The 17305-nt window shown below is 56.2% G+C and carries 10 protein-coding genes; 5 read left to right on the top strand and 5 right to left on the bottom strand.

Features of this window, described 5'->3' with window-relative positions; translation table 11 throughout:
• The first annotated feature begins 1 nt into the window (after window position 1).
• The 4 genes from K3729_08535 to K3729_08520 all read left to right on the top strand — a co-directional run bounded on the left by K3729_08535 (window position 2) and on the right by K3729_08520 (window position 11280).
• Window positions 2–2236, top strand: a complete 2235-nt coding sequence (locus tag K3729_08535) for a molybdopterin-dependent oxidoreductase (protein UWR00793.1) — start codon at window positions 2–4, stop codon at window positions 2234–2236.
• Window positions 2237–2777: 541 nt separating this feature from the next.
• Window positions 2778–9266, top strand: a complete 6489-nt coding sequence (locus K3729_08530) for a Hint domain-containing protein (GenBank protein UWR00792.1) — start codon at window positions 2778–2780, stop codon at window positions 9264–9266.
• A gap of 245 nt (window positions 9267–9511) precedes the next feature.
• Window positions 9512–10087 (top strand): hypothetical protein, encoded by a 576-nt coding sequence (locus tag K3729_08525; GenBank protein ID UWR00791.1) that lies wholly within the window; start codon window positions 9512–9514, stop codon window positions 10085–10087.
• A gap of 107 nt (window positions 10088–10194) precedes the next feature.
• Window positions 10195–11280: a transporter substrate-binding domain-containing protein gene (locus K3729_08520; GenBank protein ID UWR00790.1), complete on the top strand. Its 1086-nt coding sequence runs from the start codon at window positions 10195–10197 to the stop codon at window positions 11278–11280.
• 88 nt (window positions 11281–11368) lie between these two features.
• On the opposite strand, the gene K3729_08515 is transcribed toward K3729_08520, so the two are convergent.
• Window positions 11369–12055 carry a D-lyxose/D-mannose family sugar isomerase gene (locus K3729_08515; GenBank protein UWR00789.1) on the bottom strand — a complete coding sequence of 229 codons (687 nt, stop codon included), beginning with the start codon at window positions 12053–12055 and terminating at the stop codon, window positions 11369–11371.
• A 298-nt stretch (window positions 12056–12353) separates the two neighbouring features.
• Window positions 12354–13130, bottom strand: a complete 777-nt coding sequence (locus K3729_08510) for a gamma-glutamyl-gamma-aminobutyrate hydrolase family protein (protein ID UWR00788.1) — start codon at window positions 13128–13130, stop codon at window positions 12354–12356.
• A 118-nt stretch (window positions 13131–13248) separates the two neighbouring features.
• Here K3729_08510 and K3729_08505 point away from each other — a divergent pair, with 118 nt between their 5' ends.
• Window positions 13249–14454, top strand: a complete 1206-nt coding sequence (locus tag K3729_08505) for a cytochrome P450 (GenBank protein UWR00787.1) — start codon at window positions 13249–13251, stop codon at window positions 14452–14454.
• Here K3729_08505 and K3729_08500 read toward each other — a convergent pair.
• The 3 genes from K3729_08500 to K3729_08490 all read right to left on the bottom strand — a co-directional run bounded on the left by K3729_08500 (window position 14451) and on the right by K3729_08490 (window position 17277).
• Window positions 14451–14879 (bottom strand): heme-binding protein, encoded by a 429-nt coding sequence (locus K3729_08500; GenBank protein UWR00786.1) that lies wholly within the window; start codon window positions 14877–14879, stop codon window positions 14451–14453. The genes K3729_08505 and K3729_08500 overlap by 4 nt on opposite strands.
• A 25-nt stretch (window positions 14880–14904) precedes the next feature.
• Entirely contained in the window at window positions 14905–17037 is a 2133-nt protein-coding gene (locus K3729_08495; GenBank protein UWR00785.1) for a malate synthase G, read from the bottom strand.
• Window positions 17038–17145: 108 nt separating this feature from the next.
• Window positions 17146–17277, bottom strand: a complete 132-nt coding sequence (locus K3729_08490) for a DUF2256 domain-containing protein (GenBank protein ID UWR00994.1) — start codon at window positions 17275–17277, stop codon at window positions 17146–17148.
• Window positions 17278–17305: the final 28 nt, after the last annotated feature.

The following is a 17305-nucleotide window of genomic DNA, read 5'->3' as shown; positions in this document are numbered from 1 at the left end:
CATGGCCAGCATCGGTAAAATCGCCCGCCGCACATTCCTTATCGGGTCCGCCGCTTTGGTGGGTGGGGTCGCTTTCGGGGTCTATCAAGTCAAAAAAGACGCACCAAACCCGCTGCAAACCGCAGACGGTGAAAGCACCCTGAACCCTTACATCCTGATCAACACAGATGGCGTCACGATCATCACGCCGCGTGCCGAAATGGGCCAAGGCATCCAGACCACAATGGCCGCACTTGTTGCCGAAGAAATGGATCTGAATTGGAACGACATCAACGTGATGCACGGCCCGCCCGCAAAGGCCTACTACAACGGCGCGCTTCTGGGTCTCGCCCTGCCTTATCACCACTACACCGATTCCGAATTCATGACCGGTATGCGCGAAACCGTTGGTGAGGTCGGCAAGCTGTTGAACCTGCAGGTCACAGGCGGCTCCACATCGACACGCGACGCTTACACCAAAATGCGCGAAGCAGGTGCTACGGCACGCGAAACGCTCAAGCTTGCAGCCGCAGATCGGCTTGGCGTCGACGCCAGCACGCTTAAGACGGAAAATGGACATGTGATCGCCGCTGGTGGCGAAAAGCTGTCCTATATTGATCTAGCAGCAGAAGCCGCCGCCATTGACCCGCCGAAGGTGGACCTGCGCGCAAAGTCTGCATGGACCAAACTCGGCAAAGCCATGCCCCGCACCGACATGGTCGGAAAATCAACGGGCACAGCAACCTACGCCACTGATGTAGCGCTCGACGGCGCAAAGTTCGCGACGGTGCGGATCAACCCTGCCCGTGCGGGCATGGTGTCGTTTGACGCAACCGAGGCCGAAGCGATGGACGGCGTAGACCGCGTGATTGACCTAGGCAATGGCATCGCCGTTGTGGCGTCCAACACGTGGCTGGCGATGCAGGCAGCCGAAATGGTTGACATCACCTGGGAACCATCCACCTATCCAGAAACAACAGACGGCCTGATGGAGGCGATCACCGCATCCCTGTCGTCCGAACCGAACAGTGTCACCCGCGATGATGGCGATGTGGATGCAGCGGTCGAAGGCACAGAAATCACAGCAGAATATCGCGTGCCTTGGCTCGCTCACTCCACAATGGAGCCGATGACGTCCTCTGCGCTTTACACAGGCGACGCCATGACCATCTGGGCGGGGAACCAAGCGCCGGTGATCATTCAACAAAAGACTGCGGAAGCTGTCGGTCTGACACCCGAACAAGTCACCGTGCAGACGACCTATATGGGCGGCGGTTTTGGACGACGTACTGAATTTGACGCAGCAGTGCACGCAGCACGTGTCGCGAAAGAATTTGAAGGTACACCAATCAAACTGACATGGTCGCGCGAAGAAGACATGCGCCACGATTTCTACCGACCAGCCGCAGCGGCGTCATTCCGGGGCGTGGTCAAAGACGGCGAGCCGGTATTGCTACACGGCAAAGTCGCAGCGCCGTCAGTCACGCATCAATCGTCACTCCGTATCGCAGGACAAATACCGCCCGGCCCTGACCGTGGACACATCGAAGGGTCTGCAGACCAACCCTACGCCATCCCGAACTTCCGTCTGTCAGGCCACCTGACAGATATATCCGTGCCGGTCGGGTTCTGGCGCTCTGTCGGGAATTCTTTCAACGGGTTCTTCTTTGATACGTTCATCGACGAAATGGCCGTGGCTGCAGGCGCAGACGCCGTACAATTCCGGTTGAACATGGCAGCCAAGGAACATTCTGCTTCTGCGAAAGTCATTGAAACGGTTGCAGAAATGGCAGGTTGGACCGGACAGACACCCGACGGCGTTGGACGCGGTATCGGGTTCACCTATTCGTTCGGCACACCCACGGCGGAAATTGTGGAAGTCGTGGATGAAGACGGCGCAATCCGGATCAACAAATGCTGGATCGCATGCGACGTTGGCACAGCACTTGACCCAAGCATCATCGAAGCGCAGATGGTCTCTGGTGCGATCTACGGCATGTCGGCGGCGGCACAGGGTGAAATCACCTTCACCGATGGCGCAGCGGATCAGTGGAATTTCCCTGACTATGATGCCTTGCGGATGCACAACACGCCCAAATTCGAGGTCTCGATTTTGGAAAGCGGGCACAGCATCGGCGGGGTCGGCGAACCGGGAACACCACCATCAATGCCAGCCTTGGGGAACGCGCTGTTTGATCTGACAGGCACGCGTGCCACAGAATTGCCGCTAATGAAGACGTTCGACTTGATTCTATGACCAAGAATTCAAATTCGCGTAATGATTGCAACGAATTGCCCTTGATCGTGATTCAAGGGCAAAAACGTCTATTTTGCCTGTCCAAAAGGATAGGCTGACACAATTTAGTCTAAAACTTTCTCATTTGCGTCACTCTTCACACTCAGTGTCGCCTTCTCTCGCCATTACTCAAACGTCAACGAAGTCGGAATCCGCGCGGTTGTTTTGCGGTTCCGGCATTCAGGCATGTGCCTGTTTTGAGGCTGGAGTGAGTTACGATGTTACAGAGTGTCTATAGTGGTTTAGGCGGTTCCTTTTGGGGGAAGACCGGATGTTCGGTTGGTCCACACAATAACGCCGGCAAGGCTGTCAATTTTGACGGCCCCAAAACGTATGCGCAGCAGGCCCCACAGAAATTCTCGAAAAAACTTCGTGCTGTTCCCAGCACTTCCAACGTCATTGATTTTGTCAGTGCGCACCGCAACTCACTTAAAGGAGCGTTCTAGAGCCTCAGTTCAAACCAAGTTTCGTAATTCCTGAACTGATATCTAGAGAATAAATCATGGCAAACATTGTAATCCCTACCACGTCGACCACCCAAACCCTGACAGGGGACAACGGGCTTTCGACCGTCGCTACCTTCACCGCCAATTCGCTTGAAGCACCATTCTGGAGCCGGACGGGCGTTGGCCTGCGTGGCAGCAACTACGCGCCATCAAACGACCCAGCACTTGAAGTCGACTTTTCGAACACGGTCGAAGACGTCCAGTTCACACTGTTTGACGTTGACCAAGCCACAGGCAGCTGGGACGACCAAATCCGCGTCGAAGCTTACGATCCGGACGGCAACCCGATTCCGATCACTTACACGACCACTGGCACGGGCCATGTTGTGGAAAGCAATGGTCTCGACGGCAACCTCCAGATTGAAGCCAGCAACAACGACGGCGACAACCAGTCTTCCATCATCGTGAACATTGCAGGCCCTGTTGGGTCTTTCAAAATTTTCTACGAAGACGGCACAACTGACACCAACGACGCAGGTGTGATCAACCTTGAATCGATGTCTTTCTCTGATGTCACACCGCCAGACGGCACTGTCACCGGTACTGCGGGCGACGACATCATCGATGGCACCTACTTAGGTGATCCAAATGGCGATATCGTCGATAACAACGACGCCATCTTGGCCGGCGATGTAGCTGACGATGACCTGATCTACGGTTTCGGCGGCGACGACTCGATTTCTGCGGGCGCAGGCGATGACGAAGCATACGGTGGCACTGGCGACGATACGATCGACGGTGGCGCAGGAAACGACTTCTTGGTCGGCGACCAATCCACACTTGCGGGCGGTCAGGACACCATTACAGGCGGTGCTGGCAACGACACAATCTACGGCGACAGCGCAGGCGACACGAACGCATCGGCTGGCACGTCGACTTTCAGCTGGTCCACATTGGGTGTGGCCGATGGCGCTGACGTTAGCGGCGGCCTGACAGGGACCACAGCAAACGGTGACGTTGCTGTTACCATGAGCGTCGCAGAGGGGACGAACTTTACGTCCGCTGCAATGGAAACCACCGACACGCTGTATGACTATGACGGTCAGAGCGACACATCTTCCATCGCCATCACTGGCGGTAGCTCTGGCACGTCATCAGGCGCTGCAGTCGTCACACTTGATTTTGAAGGCAATGATCCGGGCTACCACGACGAAGTCAGCAACGTCACATTCGGTATCTTCGATCTGGACCGCTTCGCCGGACAGTTTACCGACGAAGTTACCATTCGCGCCTATGACGCGGACGGCAACCTTGTTCCGGTTACCTTGTCGACAGTCGGCAACGGCAACACAACGATCAACACAACGTCCAACCCTGACGGTACAGCGCAAGCGGTCGCAGACAACGCCGCGGGCAATACCGAAACCAACCTGGATGCAGGCTTTGTTCAAGTCAGCGTTGCAGGTCCGGTGTCCAAAATCGTCATCGAATATGCAAACACAGACCCTGCTTACGGCGCGCATGCGATCCGGATCGGCGATCTGGAGGTCACAAGCATTCCAGTCGAAGACGGCATCGGTGAAAACGATAGCCTCGACGGCGGCATCGGTGACGACGTTATCTTCGGTCAAGGCGGCGATGACATCATCGCTGGTGGCACTGGCAACGATGACCTGACAGGTGGTGTTGGCGACGATACCTTCATCGTTGAAAATAACTTTGGGTCAGACACAATCGATGGCAGCGAAGACGCAGGCAACGGCGACGTTGACGTGTTGGATGCCTCTACGGTGACCTCGGACGTGACGCTTGATCTTTCGGCTGTAAATACGGCTGACAACGAAAACGGCACGCTGACATCTGGCGCGGATGTGACCACATTCGACAACATCGAAACTGTTATTCTTGGTAGCGGCGACGACACTATTGTCGGCTCTTCCGGCAATGACACCATCGTCACAGGCGCTGGCGCAGACACCGTCACCATGGGTGCGGGCGACGACATCGTGAACCTCGGTGACGCGACCGCTGACATCACGGGCGGCGTTCCTGATGGCGACGATGATGTTGTGGTACTCGAAGACGGCTTCGGCGACGACATTGTCTCAAACTTTGACGCACCTACCCCAGCAGGCGGCGGGCTGTTTACAGGTATCGACACGCTGGACGTGACCAACCTGTACGACCGCCCTGCAGGCGATCCGACACGTGAACCGGTTAACACAAACGATGTTGTTGTGACCGATGACGGGTCTGGCAACGCTGTACTGACTTTCCCGAATGGCGAAAGCCTGACGTTAATCGGTATCCCGGCTGCAGATGCAGACGATCCGTTCTACCTGAACGCCATCGGCATTCCCCTGCCCGACGGCACAGTGTCAGGGTCGAACAACGGTGATCTGATCGACGGATCTTACCTTGGCGATCCAGACGGCGACATCGTCGACAACAACGACGCGATCCTGACAGGTGACGCAGCAAACGACGACTTGATCGAAGCGAACGGCGGCAATGACACTGTCTTTGCAGCAGACGGCGACGATGAAGTTTACGGCGGCACTGGCGACGACACCATTGATGGTGGCGTTGGCAACGATACGTTGTTCGGTGAAGATGGCTCTGACATCTTTACCATCGCGGATGCGGACGGCACGGATACCATCACTGGCGGCGAAGACGTTGGTGGCGCAGACGTCGACACTGTCGACTTCTCTGGTGTGACCGGATCAGACGGTGTCACAGTCACATACGACGGCGATGAATCTGCGGATTACGCTGTTGGCGCAACTGGTTCTGACGGGACGTTCGACGAAATCGAAGGCGTCATCGGGACCGACAACACAGACGTCATCGACGCAACACTCGATACGGCTGGCTTTATCGCAGACACAGGCGCAGGCGATGACACAATCATCGGTGGCGCAGGTGACGACGACATCACCGCTGGCACTGGCGACGACCAAATCGTCATCACTGACGGGTTCGGCAATGACACCATCGATGGCGGCGCAGATGCTGGCAACGGTGATGTAGACGTCCTTGACGGGTCAAGCCTGACCGAAGACCTGACCGTTGACATGACCGCGCCCGAAGCTGGCACGATCTCGAACGGCACAGACACAACATCCTTTAGCGAGATCGAAGAAATCGTTCTTGGCTCTGGCGACGATAGCGTCATCGGCTCTGCTGGTGATGACGTTGTGAACCTTGGCCAAGGGACCGACACGATCAACGCAGGCGCAGGCGACGACCAGATCAATCTGGGCGAAGACAGCCCCGGCAATCCGGATCAGGACCCGGACGTTGTGGTTCTCGAAGACGGCTTCGGCAACGACATCGTCACAAACTTCGACGCCCCAACCGACAATCTGGACGGCACATTCACAGGCATCGATACGCTTGACGTCACGAACCTGTTCGACGCGCCATCCGGCGACCCTGCCCGCAACCCGGTCAACACAAACGACGTTGTGGTCAGCGATGACGGGTCCGGCAATGCAGTCCTCACGTTCCCGAACGGTGAGACGATCACCCTCGACGGTATTTCCCCTGCAGACGCGGACAACCCGTTCTACCTGAACGCCATCGGTATTCCGATGCCAGAAGACGGTATCGTCACAGGCACACAAGGCGACGACCTGATCGACGGCAGCTACAACGGCGACCTCGAAGGCGATTTCGTCGATAGCGGCGATGCGCTAGTCGCAGGCGAAGCACCAAACGACGATATTATCGTGGCCCAAGGCGGTGACGATAGCGTTCTTGCTGGTGCAGGTGCGGACGACATCTACGGTGGCGATGGATCGGACACAATCGATGGAGGCGCAGGCGACGATACCGTTTATGGCGATACACCCGACGGTGCATGGCACTATGAATATTTCGATCTCGACCCGACAGGCAATCCAACGAGCCTCGCGGAAGCAGGCTTTGTTGCGGGCTCACCTGATTATGACGGGACACCAACATCCGTTGGCTACACCGACAGTCTGAACCCGGCTGACATCGACAGCGCAGATGACTTCGCGATCAAATATTCCTCCACGTTGATCATCGACACCGCGGGCGATTACACGTTCCGGACCGGGTCCGATGACGGATCGAAGATGTTCATTGATGGCGTTGAAGTTGTCAACAATGACGGCCTACACGCTCTTACATACGTCGACGGAACTCCGGTGACATTGACGGCTGGCGAACACACAATCGATATCATCTACTTCGAAAACGATGGTGGAAATTCGCTAGAGGCGTTTATCTCAGGCCCCGATACAGGCGGTGTGCAAACGTCCCTGACCGGATATGACGGTCTGCGCGCGGCAACGGGTGATGATATCATCATCGGTGGCACGGGCGACGATACGCTGTTCGGCGGCGCTGGCGACGATACGGTCATCGTGTCCGAGGCGGATAACACAGACACGATCACTGGTGGCGAAGACGCGGACGGCGCGGATATCGATACCGTGACCTTCGACAGCGTCGGCACAACAGACGGCGTCGATGTCAGCTTTACCGGCGATGAAGCGGCGGATTACCAAGTCGGCACAACTGGGTCCGACGGGTCGTTCACAGAAATCGAACGTGTTGTTGGTACTGACAACGACGACACGATTGACCTGACCAACGATACATCCGGCATCACAGTCGAAAGCGGCACAGGCGACGATACAATCACCAGCGGCGCTGGCGATGACGTCATCGATGCGAGCACTGGCGATGATACTGTCGTATTGAACGACAACTTCGGTAACGACGATATCGTCGGCGGCGAAGACGTCGGCAATGGCGATACAGATGTTCTGGATGCGACTGGCGTCACAGTTGATACAACGCTTGACCTGACAGCGCCTGAAACCGGAACCCTGACAGACGGAACCGATACCGCGACGCTCGCGGAAATCGAACAGTTCTTCTTGGGCTCTGGCAACGACACGGCAACCGGTTCAACTGGCGACGACTTTGTCGATCTTGGTGCCGGTGACGATACGATCAACGCGGGTGCTGGTGACGACGCAATTGCCGGTGGCACAGGCGACGACGAAATCGTTCTGACCAATGGCTTCGGTGACGACACGATCACAGGCGGCGAAGACGCAGGTGACGGCGATGTGGATGTCTTGAATGCATCCGACATCACCGTCGATACGATCCTGAACCTGACATCCCCTGAAACAGGGACTTTGACGGACGGTGCCGACACTGCATCTTTGGCCGAGATTGAACAGTTCTTCTTGGGCTCTGGCGACGATTCCGCGACTGGCTCTGCTGGCGACGACATCATCGATCTGGGTGCAGGCGACGACCGCATCAACGCAGGCGCTGGTGACGACAACATCACGGCTGGCACCGGCACCGATACGATTGCGATCACAGATGGGTTCGGCAACGATACCATCGACGCAGGCGAAGACGTTGGTAACGGCGATGTGGACGTTCTGGATGGTTCAAGCCTGACCGACGACGTAACAGTCACATTGACTGGCGACGAAGTTGGCACCGTGACAGACGGCGTCGATACGCTTGATTTCACTGGCGTTGAAGAAATCGTCACAGGCTCTGGCGACGACACAGTCGTTGGCGGTACAGGCGACGATTCAGTCTCAACCGGCGCAGGCGCTGACGTGATCAGCACAGGCGAAGGTGCGGACACGATCAACGCTGGCGACGGCGATGACATCATCACCTTCTCTGAAGGCGACAGCATCGCGGGCGGTGACGGCAACGACACATTCACGCTCGAAGACTTGGGTGAGCCGACAAATGGCGTCATCACGATTACAGGCGGCGACGGTGACGAAGCCCCTGTTGATCCTGTGGCGCGAACAGGCGGCGATATCCTCAAGTTGGGTGATCTGGCTGACCTGACAACACTGGTTCAAACGTCCGACGGCATCAACGCCAGCGGCAATGAAACCTTCTCGGGTTCTGTGGAACTGGACGATGGCACGACGCTGAACTTCTCTGGCATCGAACAGGTCATCTGCTTCACACCAGGCACAAACATCGCAACGCCACACGGGTCCCGCCCGATCGAAACGCTGCGCGTTGGCGATCTGGTTGTGACACGCGACCATGGCATGCAGCCGATCCGCTGGATCCAGCAGCGGACTGTGCCTGCGACCGACAAATTCGCACCAGTGCGTCTGCGTCCGGGTGTTGTAACAGGTCTGGAACGTGATCTGCTTGTGTCACCACAGCACCGGATGTTGTTCCAAGGCTACCGTGCAGAACTTTTGTTCGGTGAAAGCGAAGTCTTGATGCCCGCGACCCACCTGATCGACGACAAAATGGTCACGCGTGAAGAAGGCGGGTTTGTCACATACATTCACATGATGTTTGACGAACATGAAGTCGTCTACGCGGAAGGTGCAGCATCCGAAAGCTTCCACCCCGGTGAGATTGGCCTGACAGGTGTGGCAGACAAAGCCCGCGAAGAATTGTTCGCGTTGTTCCCTGCCCTGCGCAGCGATCCAAAAGGATACGGTCGGACAGCCCGCCGGACCCTTAAGCAACACGAATCTCAGATGCTACGGACCAAATAACGGTTCATCAGCGCTGAAAGAAAAGACCGCCCTTCTGCTCGGGGGCGGTCTTTTTGTGTTTTTCAGGGAAAACCTTAGCGTGGTCACTAGCGCCGCCAATAATGCATTCATTAACGCACAAGTAGCAGTCAAAGCGCCTATGGTTTCAGCAAATTCATCAATGAAACATACGCACACCGCCTTCTTGCCACATTCCACCCTTAGACAAATTTTTACAGTTATTTGGTTAGAAAGTGAGTTGTTAAATGTTTGAGATCAGCACTAGGCTGACGCTTCCGATTGGCGCCCTGATTTTCGCGGCCTTGGTTCCTAGCCTTGCCATTGCGCAAACCTCTCCCTCTTCTGCCGACGCAGTATTGCCCTCAGCGGCGGACGCGACAGTGCAGGCATCATCCACACGCGCATCATTCGATGCCGACACGGCCGAAACACCAACGGAAGCCGCAATCGCATGGGCTGCCGTTGCTGAAAGCCGTGTGAAAGAAGACGTTTTTGCGTTTATCGCGGCCTACCCGGGCACGCCTGAAGCCAAAGATGCCAAAGCCTTGATGATCGACCTGCTCTGGACCGAAATTGCACAAGCGGATGCCGTGCCTGCAGTCGTTGAAGAACCCGTCGCGCCAGATACCGATATCGTGGAGGTCGCAGCGCCCGTTACCAACGAAATCGAACTGGTTTCGGCTGATGGGCTCGTCTCTGTGATCGGTGAAATCGTGTCATTCGACGACGACCTGATCAGCATCAAGACGTCATACGGAACCGTCGGCATCCCGAACGATGACATCAGTTGCGTTGGTGCGGCCTGCCCTGCAGGGCTCTAAGCCACCCCATTCGTCCTTCCCAAACCTGACCCACGCGCATCTGCGCGACCCGACCCCAATCGGAACATTCCCCCTGTTCCAAACAAAACCAACACGGAGCCCCTCAAATGAAACTTCATGCCCCACAAACCGCCTGCGCCCTTGCCCTTTGCCTGACAGCGGTCGGATCCACGGCCTTTGCTGATGACATCGCATGCGGCACGCCCTACGCAATCCAATCCGGCGATTCACTGTCTGCCATCGCAAACAATGCATATGGCCCAGGCGGTGATTTCCAGATCATCTACAGCGCCAACGCAGCTGCGATCGGTCCAAACCCGGGTGTCATCCGCGTGGGTACGACGCTGAACATCCCGTGCTTGGATGACGAAGTCGTTGCATCTACAGCAGACACCGCCGCGATCACACAGATCGAAACGACAGAAAGCCTGCCTGCGCCAACCAATGACATGATCCGCGTCGTGGCCGGTTCAAACTGGGCACCTTTCGTCCACGAAGACCAAGCCCAAGGCGGCATGCTGACCGAAATCGTCAACGTGGCGCTGGACACAGCCGAAGGCAATCCAGAATACCGCATCGATTTTATCAACGACTGGGGCGCGCACCTCACCCCACTGATTTCCGATCACCGCTACGATTTCTCGCTGGCATGGTTCCAGCCGAACTGTGACATTGTCGAACGCCTTGGCGACGGCAGCAAATTCCGCTGCAACAACCTGATGTGGTCCGAGACATTGTTCGAACAAATCCTCGGATATTACACCGTTGTGGGCACAGCAGTGCCAGAAACACACGCAGACCTGATGGGCAAAACCATCTGTCGTCCGGCTGGCTATTCCATGTTCATGCTGGAAGAGCACGAACTGGTCGAACCAAACGTCACAATCGTCCGCGCCGATACACCACAAGCCTGCTTCACTGGCCTAGCAGACGGGACATACGACGTTGTAGCGCTTGCAACCGAAGCATCTGACGGCGTGATCGCATCAGAGGGCCTGTCAGAGGTCGTGACATACAACGAACCATTGAGCCAAGTTCTGACGCTGCACGCGGTGATCTCGAACACAAATCCGAACGCAGAGGCATACCTCAAGACGCTGGATGACAGCCTGATCGAGATGAAAACATCCGGTGCATGGTTTGAAATCGTACGCCGCCACCTGAGCGAAGCACGCGCCGCGAACCAGTCATAATCGCAGCCAGAGCTAGAAACAAAAAACCACCCTGTTTTGCGACAGGGTGGTTTCGCTTTTTCAGACCACGGGTTGCGCCAAAAGGCGTTTATGACAACCACGTCTTATAATCGCTGACCAACAAATGCGTTGGTTCAACATCTTCTTCGATATCGGCAAAACGACCGATCGGTTCGCGGAAAATATTGTCGGTTTCATCGTCGTTCACGGTGCTGACCTCGCCGATCAATACATCACCGCCCTCGCCCCAAAACGCGTGCCAGTCGCCCGGCATCAACGTGACACTTTCGCCCGGCGCAAATTTGATCTTTTCGCCTGCCGAAAATTCGCGACGGATCCCGTCACACATCACAACACCACCGGCGTTTTCGTCAAAATTGCCGTCCGCGTCAGAACCGAACAATTCAATCACCATCGTAGCCCCGCCACGGTTGATGATGTCTTCGGCCTTAAGGACATGCGTGTGCATCGGAGACAGCTGATCCTGTTTCGAAATCAGCAGCTTTTCCGCATAGCACATGCCGCCACCGCGTTTCAGGTCTTCCTGACGGCCATTGCGCAAGGTGAACAGGAATAGGCCCATCTCATCGTAGCGTCCTGCGCCATAATCGGTGATGTCCCACCCGCAGCGCGCAGAGATCACATTGGCGGCGCGGTCCGCGTTTGCCTTAAATTCAGATGGTGTCCAATAGGCCCACGGCGGCAAGGTAAACCCGTGGCTACGGATCATGTCATCGGCTTGCGCCATAATATCATTGATTGTCGAACGTTTCATAGCGGCCTCAAAATAGGTAAGCGTCGCTTACTATTTGGCTGGCGTAACACGTTACGGCAAGTCTCATTTTTGGTAAAAAGGCCTGTATCGGTTGGCGGTGTTGGGACCGTCAACCGATACAGCCCCGTTCGAAGTTCCGCCGCTTGCGCGGCGGAAATTACTGAACAGGTTACTCACACCCAGAACAAAAAACTCACTACGAAACTACTTGGGACGGGAGTGATGCCCTCATTTGATCACCCCCCCCTCGCAGCAACTAGGGGGAAAAAAAACACATTTGCATCCGTGAATATCAACCCTAGGCTGATTTTAGCGACAATTCCGATTGTCCCGCAACCCAAGCGCGACATGCATCGCCAAAAGCCGCAAAAAGCGGCCTTGAAACCGGATCTGACGCCGCATTCCATTCCGGATGCCATTGAACCGAATAGGTAAATCCGGGTGCATCTTTGACAAAGATCGCCTCAGGCGTGCCATCGGGCGCATAGCCATCAACCACAATACGTGGCCCGGGTTCCTTGATTCCCTGCCCGTGCAGCGAATTCGTCATCACCTTCTGCGCCCCAATGATTCGTTCAAAGGGTCCGCCCGCGCTAAATGTGATCTCGTGGCGCATCGCGAACTTTTCTTCCAGCGTGCCATCCGGTGGCATGCGGTGGTTGTCACGACCGGGCAGATCGCGAATTTCAGGATACAGCGATCCGCCAAACGCCACGTTCACCTCTTGAAAGCCGCGGCAGATACCAATGATCGGTTGCCCCGCCGCCACGCATGCACGGATCAGCGGCAATACCAAACGGTCGCGATTGCGGTCAAACGTACCATGGGCTGGCGTTTCGACTTCGCCGTACTCCTCTGGATGCACATTCGGCCGCCCGCCCGTGAAAACGAAACCGGCGCAGGTTTCGCGTAATTCCTGCAGATCGAACAAATTCGGGTTCGCCGGCACAATCAACGGTATCCCCCCCGACGCTTCGACAACGGCTTGCAAGTTTAGCTCGCCTGCTGCTTGAACATGATAATCGTCATTGATGGTATGGGCATTGGCGATAACGCCGATCACAGGCCGAGACATTGCGGTCTATCCAATCTTTACTTTGCAATCGTGATTATAGCCCAGCAACTGTGCTTGGGAACCCTCACTCGGCACACAGCAGCATTGACACCAATGCACAGGCCGTAATGATACCGATATGCGCTATTCGCTGAATTCTTCGTCATTTCTGGCTGATCCGACATCGCAACTCACACACATGCGGGAAGATGCGCCACTCGTACGCGCAAAGATACCTTTGTTAGGTGAAGTTTGGGTAACCACCAATGATCAAACCGCCCGCAGCGTCCTAAAGAAAACCGACCTTTTTGTCCGGAACCCTAAACCGATCACCGGACGCGGCCTTGATGCGTCGGTTTGGTGGTTACCGAAGTTTATGAAACCTCTGTTGCGCAACATGCTTGGCGCGGACGGTACAGATCACAAACGGTTGCGCGGCTTGGTCGATCAGGCCTTTGCGCGTCACCAGATCGCAGACATGGAACCTGAACTGACAGACATAGCGGATGGCCTGCTTGCAGGTTTAGACACACAGGGGCCCGTCGATATCCTGTCCAGTTACGCCCGTCCGCTACCGTTGATGGCGATTTGTATATTGCTGGGTATTGATCCGGCAGACCGCGCCCGTATCGCACAATGGATTGCGCCCATATCGGGTCCCGTCAACGGCATGTCCCTGCTGCTCGCCCTGCCAAGCCTACGTCGCTTGATGCAATACTTCCGCGACGCATTCGCGGCGCAACGCATATCGCCCCGCCCCGGACTAATATCCGAACTGGTCGCCGCAGAGGCCGCAGGCGACAAACTGGACGACGACGAATTGCTGGCGATGGTGTTCACACTGTTCGTGGCGGGTCACGAAACGACCGTCCACCTGATCACCATGACCATTCTCAGCATACTTACATGGCCAGACGCACGGGCAGCCGTCCGCGATACCCCCGACGCCCTGCCCCTGCTGATCGAAGAAGTCATGCGCCACGATTCACCAGTGATGCTGACGAAGCCGCATTTCGTCGCCCGCAACGTCGCTTTTGAAGGGGTGCAACTGCGCAGAGGCGACACCGTCATGCCACTCCTGATCGCTGCCAACCGTGATCCTGACCGCTTTGATGCAGCCGATACGTTTCAGCCACGTCGCCAACCCAACGCGCACATCGGTTTTGGGCACGGACCACATGTCTGTTTGGGGATGCAGTTGGCACGGGCGGAAGCGCGGATCGCGATCACACAGCTATTCACCCGCTTTCCGGACACCGTCTTGGCTGTGCCGGATAGTTCCCCGTCCTATACAACAAGGACGGGGATACATGGTTTAACGGACTTGCGCGTCCTATTGCGTTAGCCTTCGCCTTTCAGGCCAGCTGCCGCAATTCCGGCCATCGCCGCTTCAAGATCGTTGTCGCTTGTGTCGCCTGTAACACCCACAGCGCCGATCACGGCACCATCGTCACCGCGCACAATCACGCCCCCCGGGACAGGCACAACCTGACCACCAAAGGCACCATTCACAGCGTCCATGAAATAAGCCTGCTGTTCGGCCCGCGCCATCTGCGCAGACCCCGTCATACCCAGCATCACGCAGCCGTAGGCCTTGCCGTGCGCAATCGCAAAACGACCCGGAGCAGCGCCATCTTCACGCTCAAATGCTTTGACGTGACCGCCTGCATCCAACACCACAACAGACAGCGGCTTCAGACCCATTTCACGGCCCTTAGCGATGGTTTGCGCAATGATTACGCGCGCGTTTTCAATCGAAATCTCAGCCATTTGCAGGCTCCTTTAGATGAGTGTGTTAAGCTTGCGCTTTGAATTCTTGGCGACGGCGGTGCAGCACAGGTTCCGTATAACCAGACGGCTGCACACGGCCTTGGAACACCAGATCACAGGCAGCTTGGAACGCAACTGTGTCAAAGTTCGGAGCCATCGGAATGTAGCTCGGGTCGTTCGCGTTCTGACGATCAACGACTTCGGCCATTTTCTGCATGCCCGCCATCACCTGTTCTTGAGACACGACGTCATGGTGCAACCAGTTTGCCAGCGCCTGCGACGAAATCCGGCAGGTCGCGCGGTCTTCCATCAGGCCCACATCGTTGATATCCGGCACCTTGGAACAGCCGACACCGGCATCAATCCAGCGCACAACATAGCCAAGAATCCCTTGCGCGTTGTTTTCGATCTCGCGGGTGATTTCGTCCTCGGACCAGTTCGCCCCGCGTGCCACAGGAATTGTCAGCAGATCATCAAGCGTGCCACGGGCACCGCCTGCTTTGATCTCGTTCTGGCGGTCAAGCACACCGATCTTGTGGTAATGCGTGGCGTGCAGCGTCGCAGCCGTTGGTGACGGCACCCACGCACAGTTCGCACCTGACATCGGATGGCCGACCTTGGCGTCCAGCATCTCGGCCATACGATCAGGCATCGCCCACATCCCCTTGCCGATTTGCGCCTTGCCCTGCAGGCCACAGGCCAGACCGATGTCAACGTTGCGATCTTCATATGCGTTGATCCACGCAGACGATTTCATCTCGCCCTTCGGCACCATTGGCCCCGCTTCCATCGACGTGTGGATTTCGTCGCCGGTGCGGTCCAAGAACCCTGTGTTGATAAATGCGACCCGCGATTTCGCGGCACGGATACATTCCTTCAGGTTGGCGGACGTGCGCCGTTCTTCGTCCATGATCCCCAGCTTCACGGTGTTCGCAGGCAGCGACAGCGCCTTTTCAACAGCTGTGAAAATCTCGTCAGCGAAAGCAACTTCCTCTGGGCCATGCATCTTTGGTTTCACGACATAAACGGAACCGGTGATCGTATTCCCGCCCTGACGGCGCAGATCGTGGATCGCGATCATCGTCGTGATCATCGCATCCATCAGCCCTTCGCCCGCTTCATTACCGTCGCGATCCAGAATAGCAGGGTTCGTCATCAAATGACCCACGTTGCGGATCAGCATCAATGCGCGACCCTTATAACGGATTTCCTGCCCCTTCTTGCCCGTGAAACCAATGTCGTCGTTCAGGACACGTTCAAACGTCTCGCCGCCCTTGGTCACAGTCTCGGACAAGGTGCCCTGCATCAGACCAAGCCAATTGGCATAGGCGACGACTTTGTCCTCACCATCCACAGCGGCAACTGAATCTTCGCAGTCCATAATCACCGACAACGCGCTTTCCAGCATGATGTCCGCAATACCCGCCTTGTCGGTTTTACCGATGTTGGATTCCGGATCAATGATCACACCAATCAACAGACCGTTGGCGCGCAGAAATACATCCGTCAGACCGTTGTCGTCAGCATTGCCGCCCACAAACTGGTTCGGGTCTTTCAGCGCAGGCACAAGGTTGCCATTATCCACGGCAAGCCCGTCGATGTCCGCCCAAGACCCTTCGGCCAGCGGTGCCACATCGTCCAGATGCTTGCGCCCCCATGCAATCGCTTTCGCACCGTGTTCCGCGTCATAGCCACCCTTCGGTGCAGTGCTGCCCAGCGCATCGGTGCCATAAAGCGCATCGTACAAGCTGCCCCACCGCGCATTCGCAGCGTTCAGCGCAAACCGCGCATTCATAATCGGCACAACCAATTGCGGACCCGGCACAGATGCGATTTCAGGATCAACGTTTGTTGTCTCGATTTCAAAGTCCGGCCCTTCGGGCACCAGATAACCAATGTCCGTCAGAAACGCTTTGTACGCGACCGGATCATGGTCCTGACCGCGGTTCGCGACGTGCCAACCATCGATTTGTTCCTGAATTTCGGCCCGTTTTTCCAGTAAAGCGCGGTTCTTCGGGCCCATCTCATGAATCAGGCCCGACAATCCGGCCCAGAACGTATGCGGGGCAATGCCTGTATCTGGCAACGCTTTTTGTTCAATAAAATCAGCAAGGACAGGGTCAACTTGCAATTCATCACGTGTCACATAAGCAGTCATAATCGGGCCTTTCAGTACAAATTGAGTATCCGCAGCACGGCTTTCATCACCATTAGAACAAAAGTTTCCTATAGGCAACAAATCTGGTAAAATCTTTTTACCAATCTTTCATTTGACCCGCCGACACCGGTCAGAGCAGTAGCGGACCTCGTCCCAAACCGTTGCCCATTTCTTGCGCCATGTGAACGGTTTCTCGCACACGATACATATTTTCTGGGGTAAATCTGATTTCTTGCGCATCTTTGCCAATGGTCTGCCTTTCGCTTGC

It is taken from the genome of Rhodobacteraceae bacterium S2214 (assembly GCA_025141675.1).
Taxonomy (GTDB): domain Bacteria; phylum Pseudomonadota; class Alphaproteobacteria; order Rhodobacterales; family Rhodobacteraceae; genus Yoonia.
The sequence above is the reverse complement of the archived record's forward strand: the minus strand, read 5'-3'. Positions and strand labels throughout refer to the sequence as shown.

Excerpts from the sequence above, each read along its gene's own strand:
- K3729_08525 (UWR00791.1), top strand. The coding sequence starts at position 9,512 with ATGTTTGAGATCAGCACTAGGCTGACGCTTCCGATTGGCGCCCTGATT.
- K3729_08500 (UWR00786.1), bottom strand. The coding sequence starts at position 14,879 with ATGGCTGAGATTTCGATTGAAAACGCGCGCGTAATCATTGCGCAAACC.
- K3729_08530 (UWR00792.1), top strand. The coding sequence starts at position 2,778 with ATGGCAAACATTGTAATCCCTACCACGTCGACCACCCAAACCCTGACA.
- K3729_08520 (UWR00790.1), top strand. The coding sequence starts at position 10,195 with ATGAAACTTCATGCCCCACAAACCGCCTGCGCCCTTGCCCTTTGCCTG.
- K3729_08535 (UWR00793.1), top strand. The coding sequence starts at position 2 with ATGGCCAGCATCGGTAAAATCGCCCGCCGCACATTCCTTATCGGGTCC.
- K3729_08490 (UWR00994.1), bottom strand. The coding sequence starts at position 17,277 with ATGCGCAAGAAATCAGATTTACCCCAGAAAATATGTATCGTGTGCGAG.
- K3729_08495 (UWR00785.1), bottom strand. The coding sequence starts at position 17,037 with ATGACTGCTTATGTGACACGTGATGAATTGCAAGTTGACCCTGTCCTT.
- K3729_08505 (UWR00787.1), top strand. The coding sequence starts at position 13,249 with ATGCGCTATTCGCTGAATTCTTCGTCATTTCTGGCTGATCCGACATCG.
- K3729_08510 (UWR00788.1), bottom strand. The coding sequence starts at position 13,130 with ATGTCTCGGCCTGTGATCGGCGTTATCGCCAATGCCCATACCATCAAT.
- K3729_08515 (UWR00789.1), bottom strand. The coding sequence starts at position 12,055 with ATGAAACGTTCGACAATCAATGATATTATGGCGCAAGCCGATGACATG.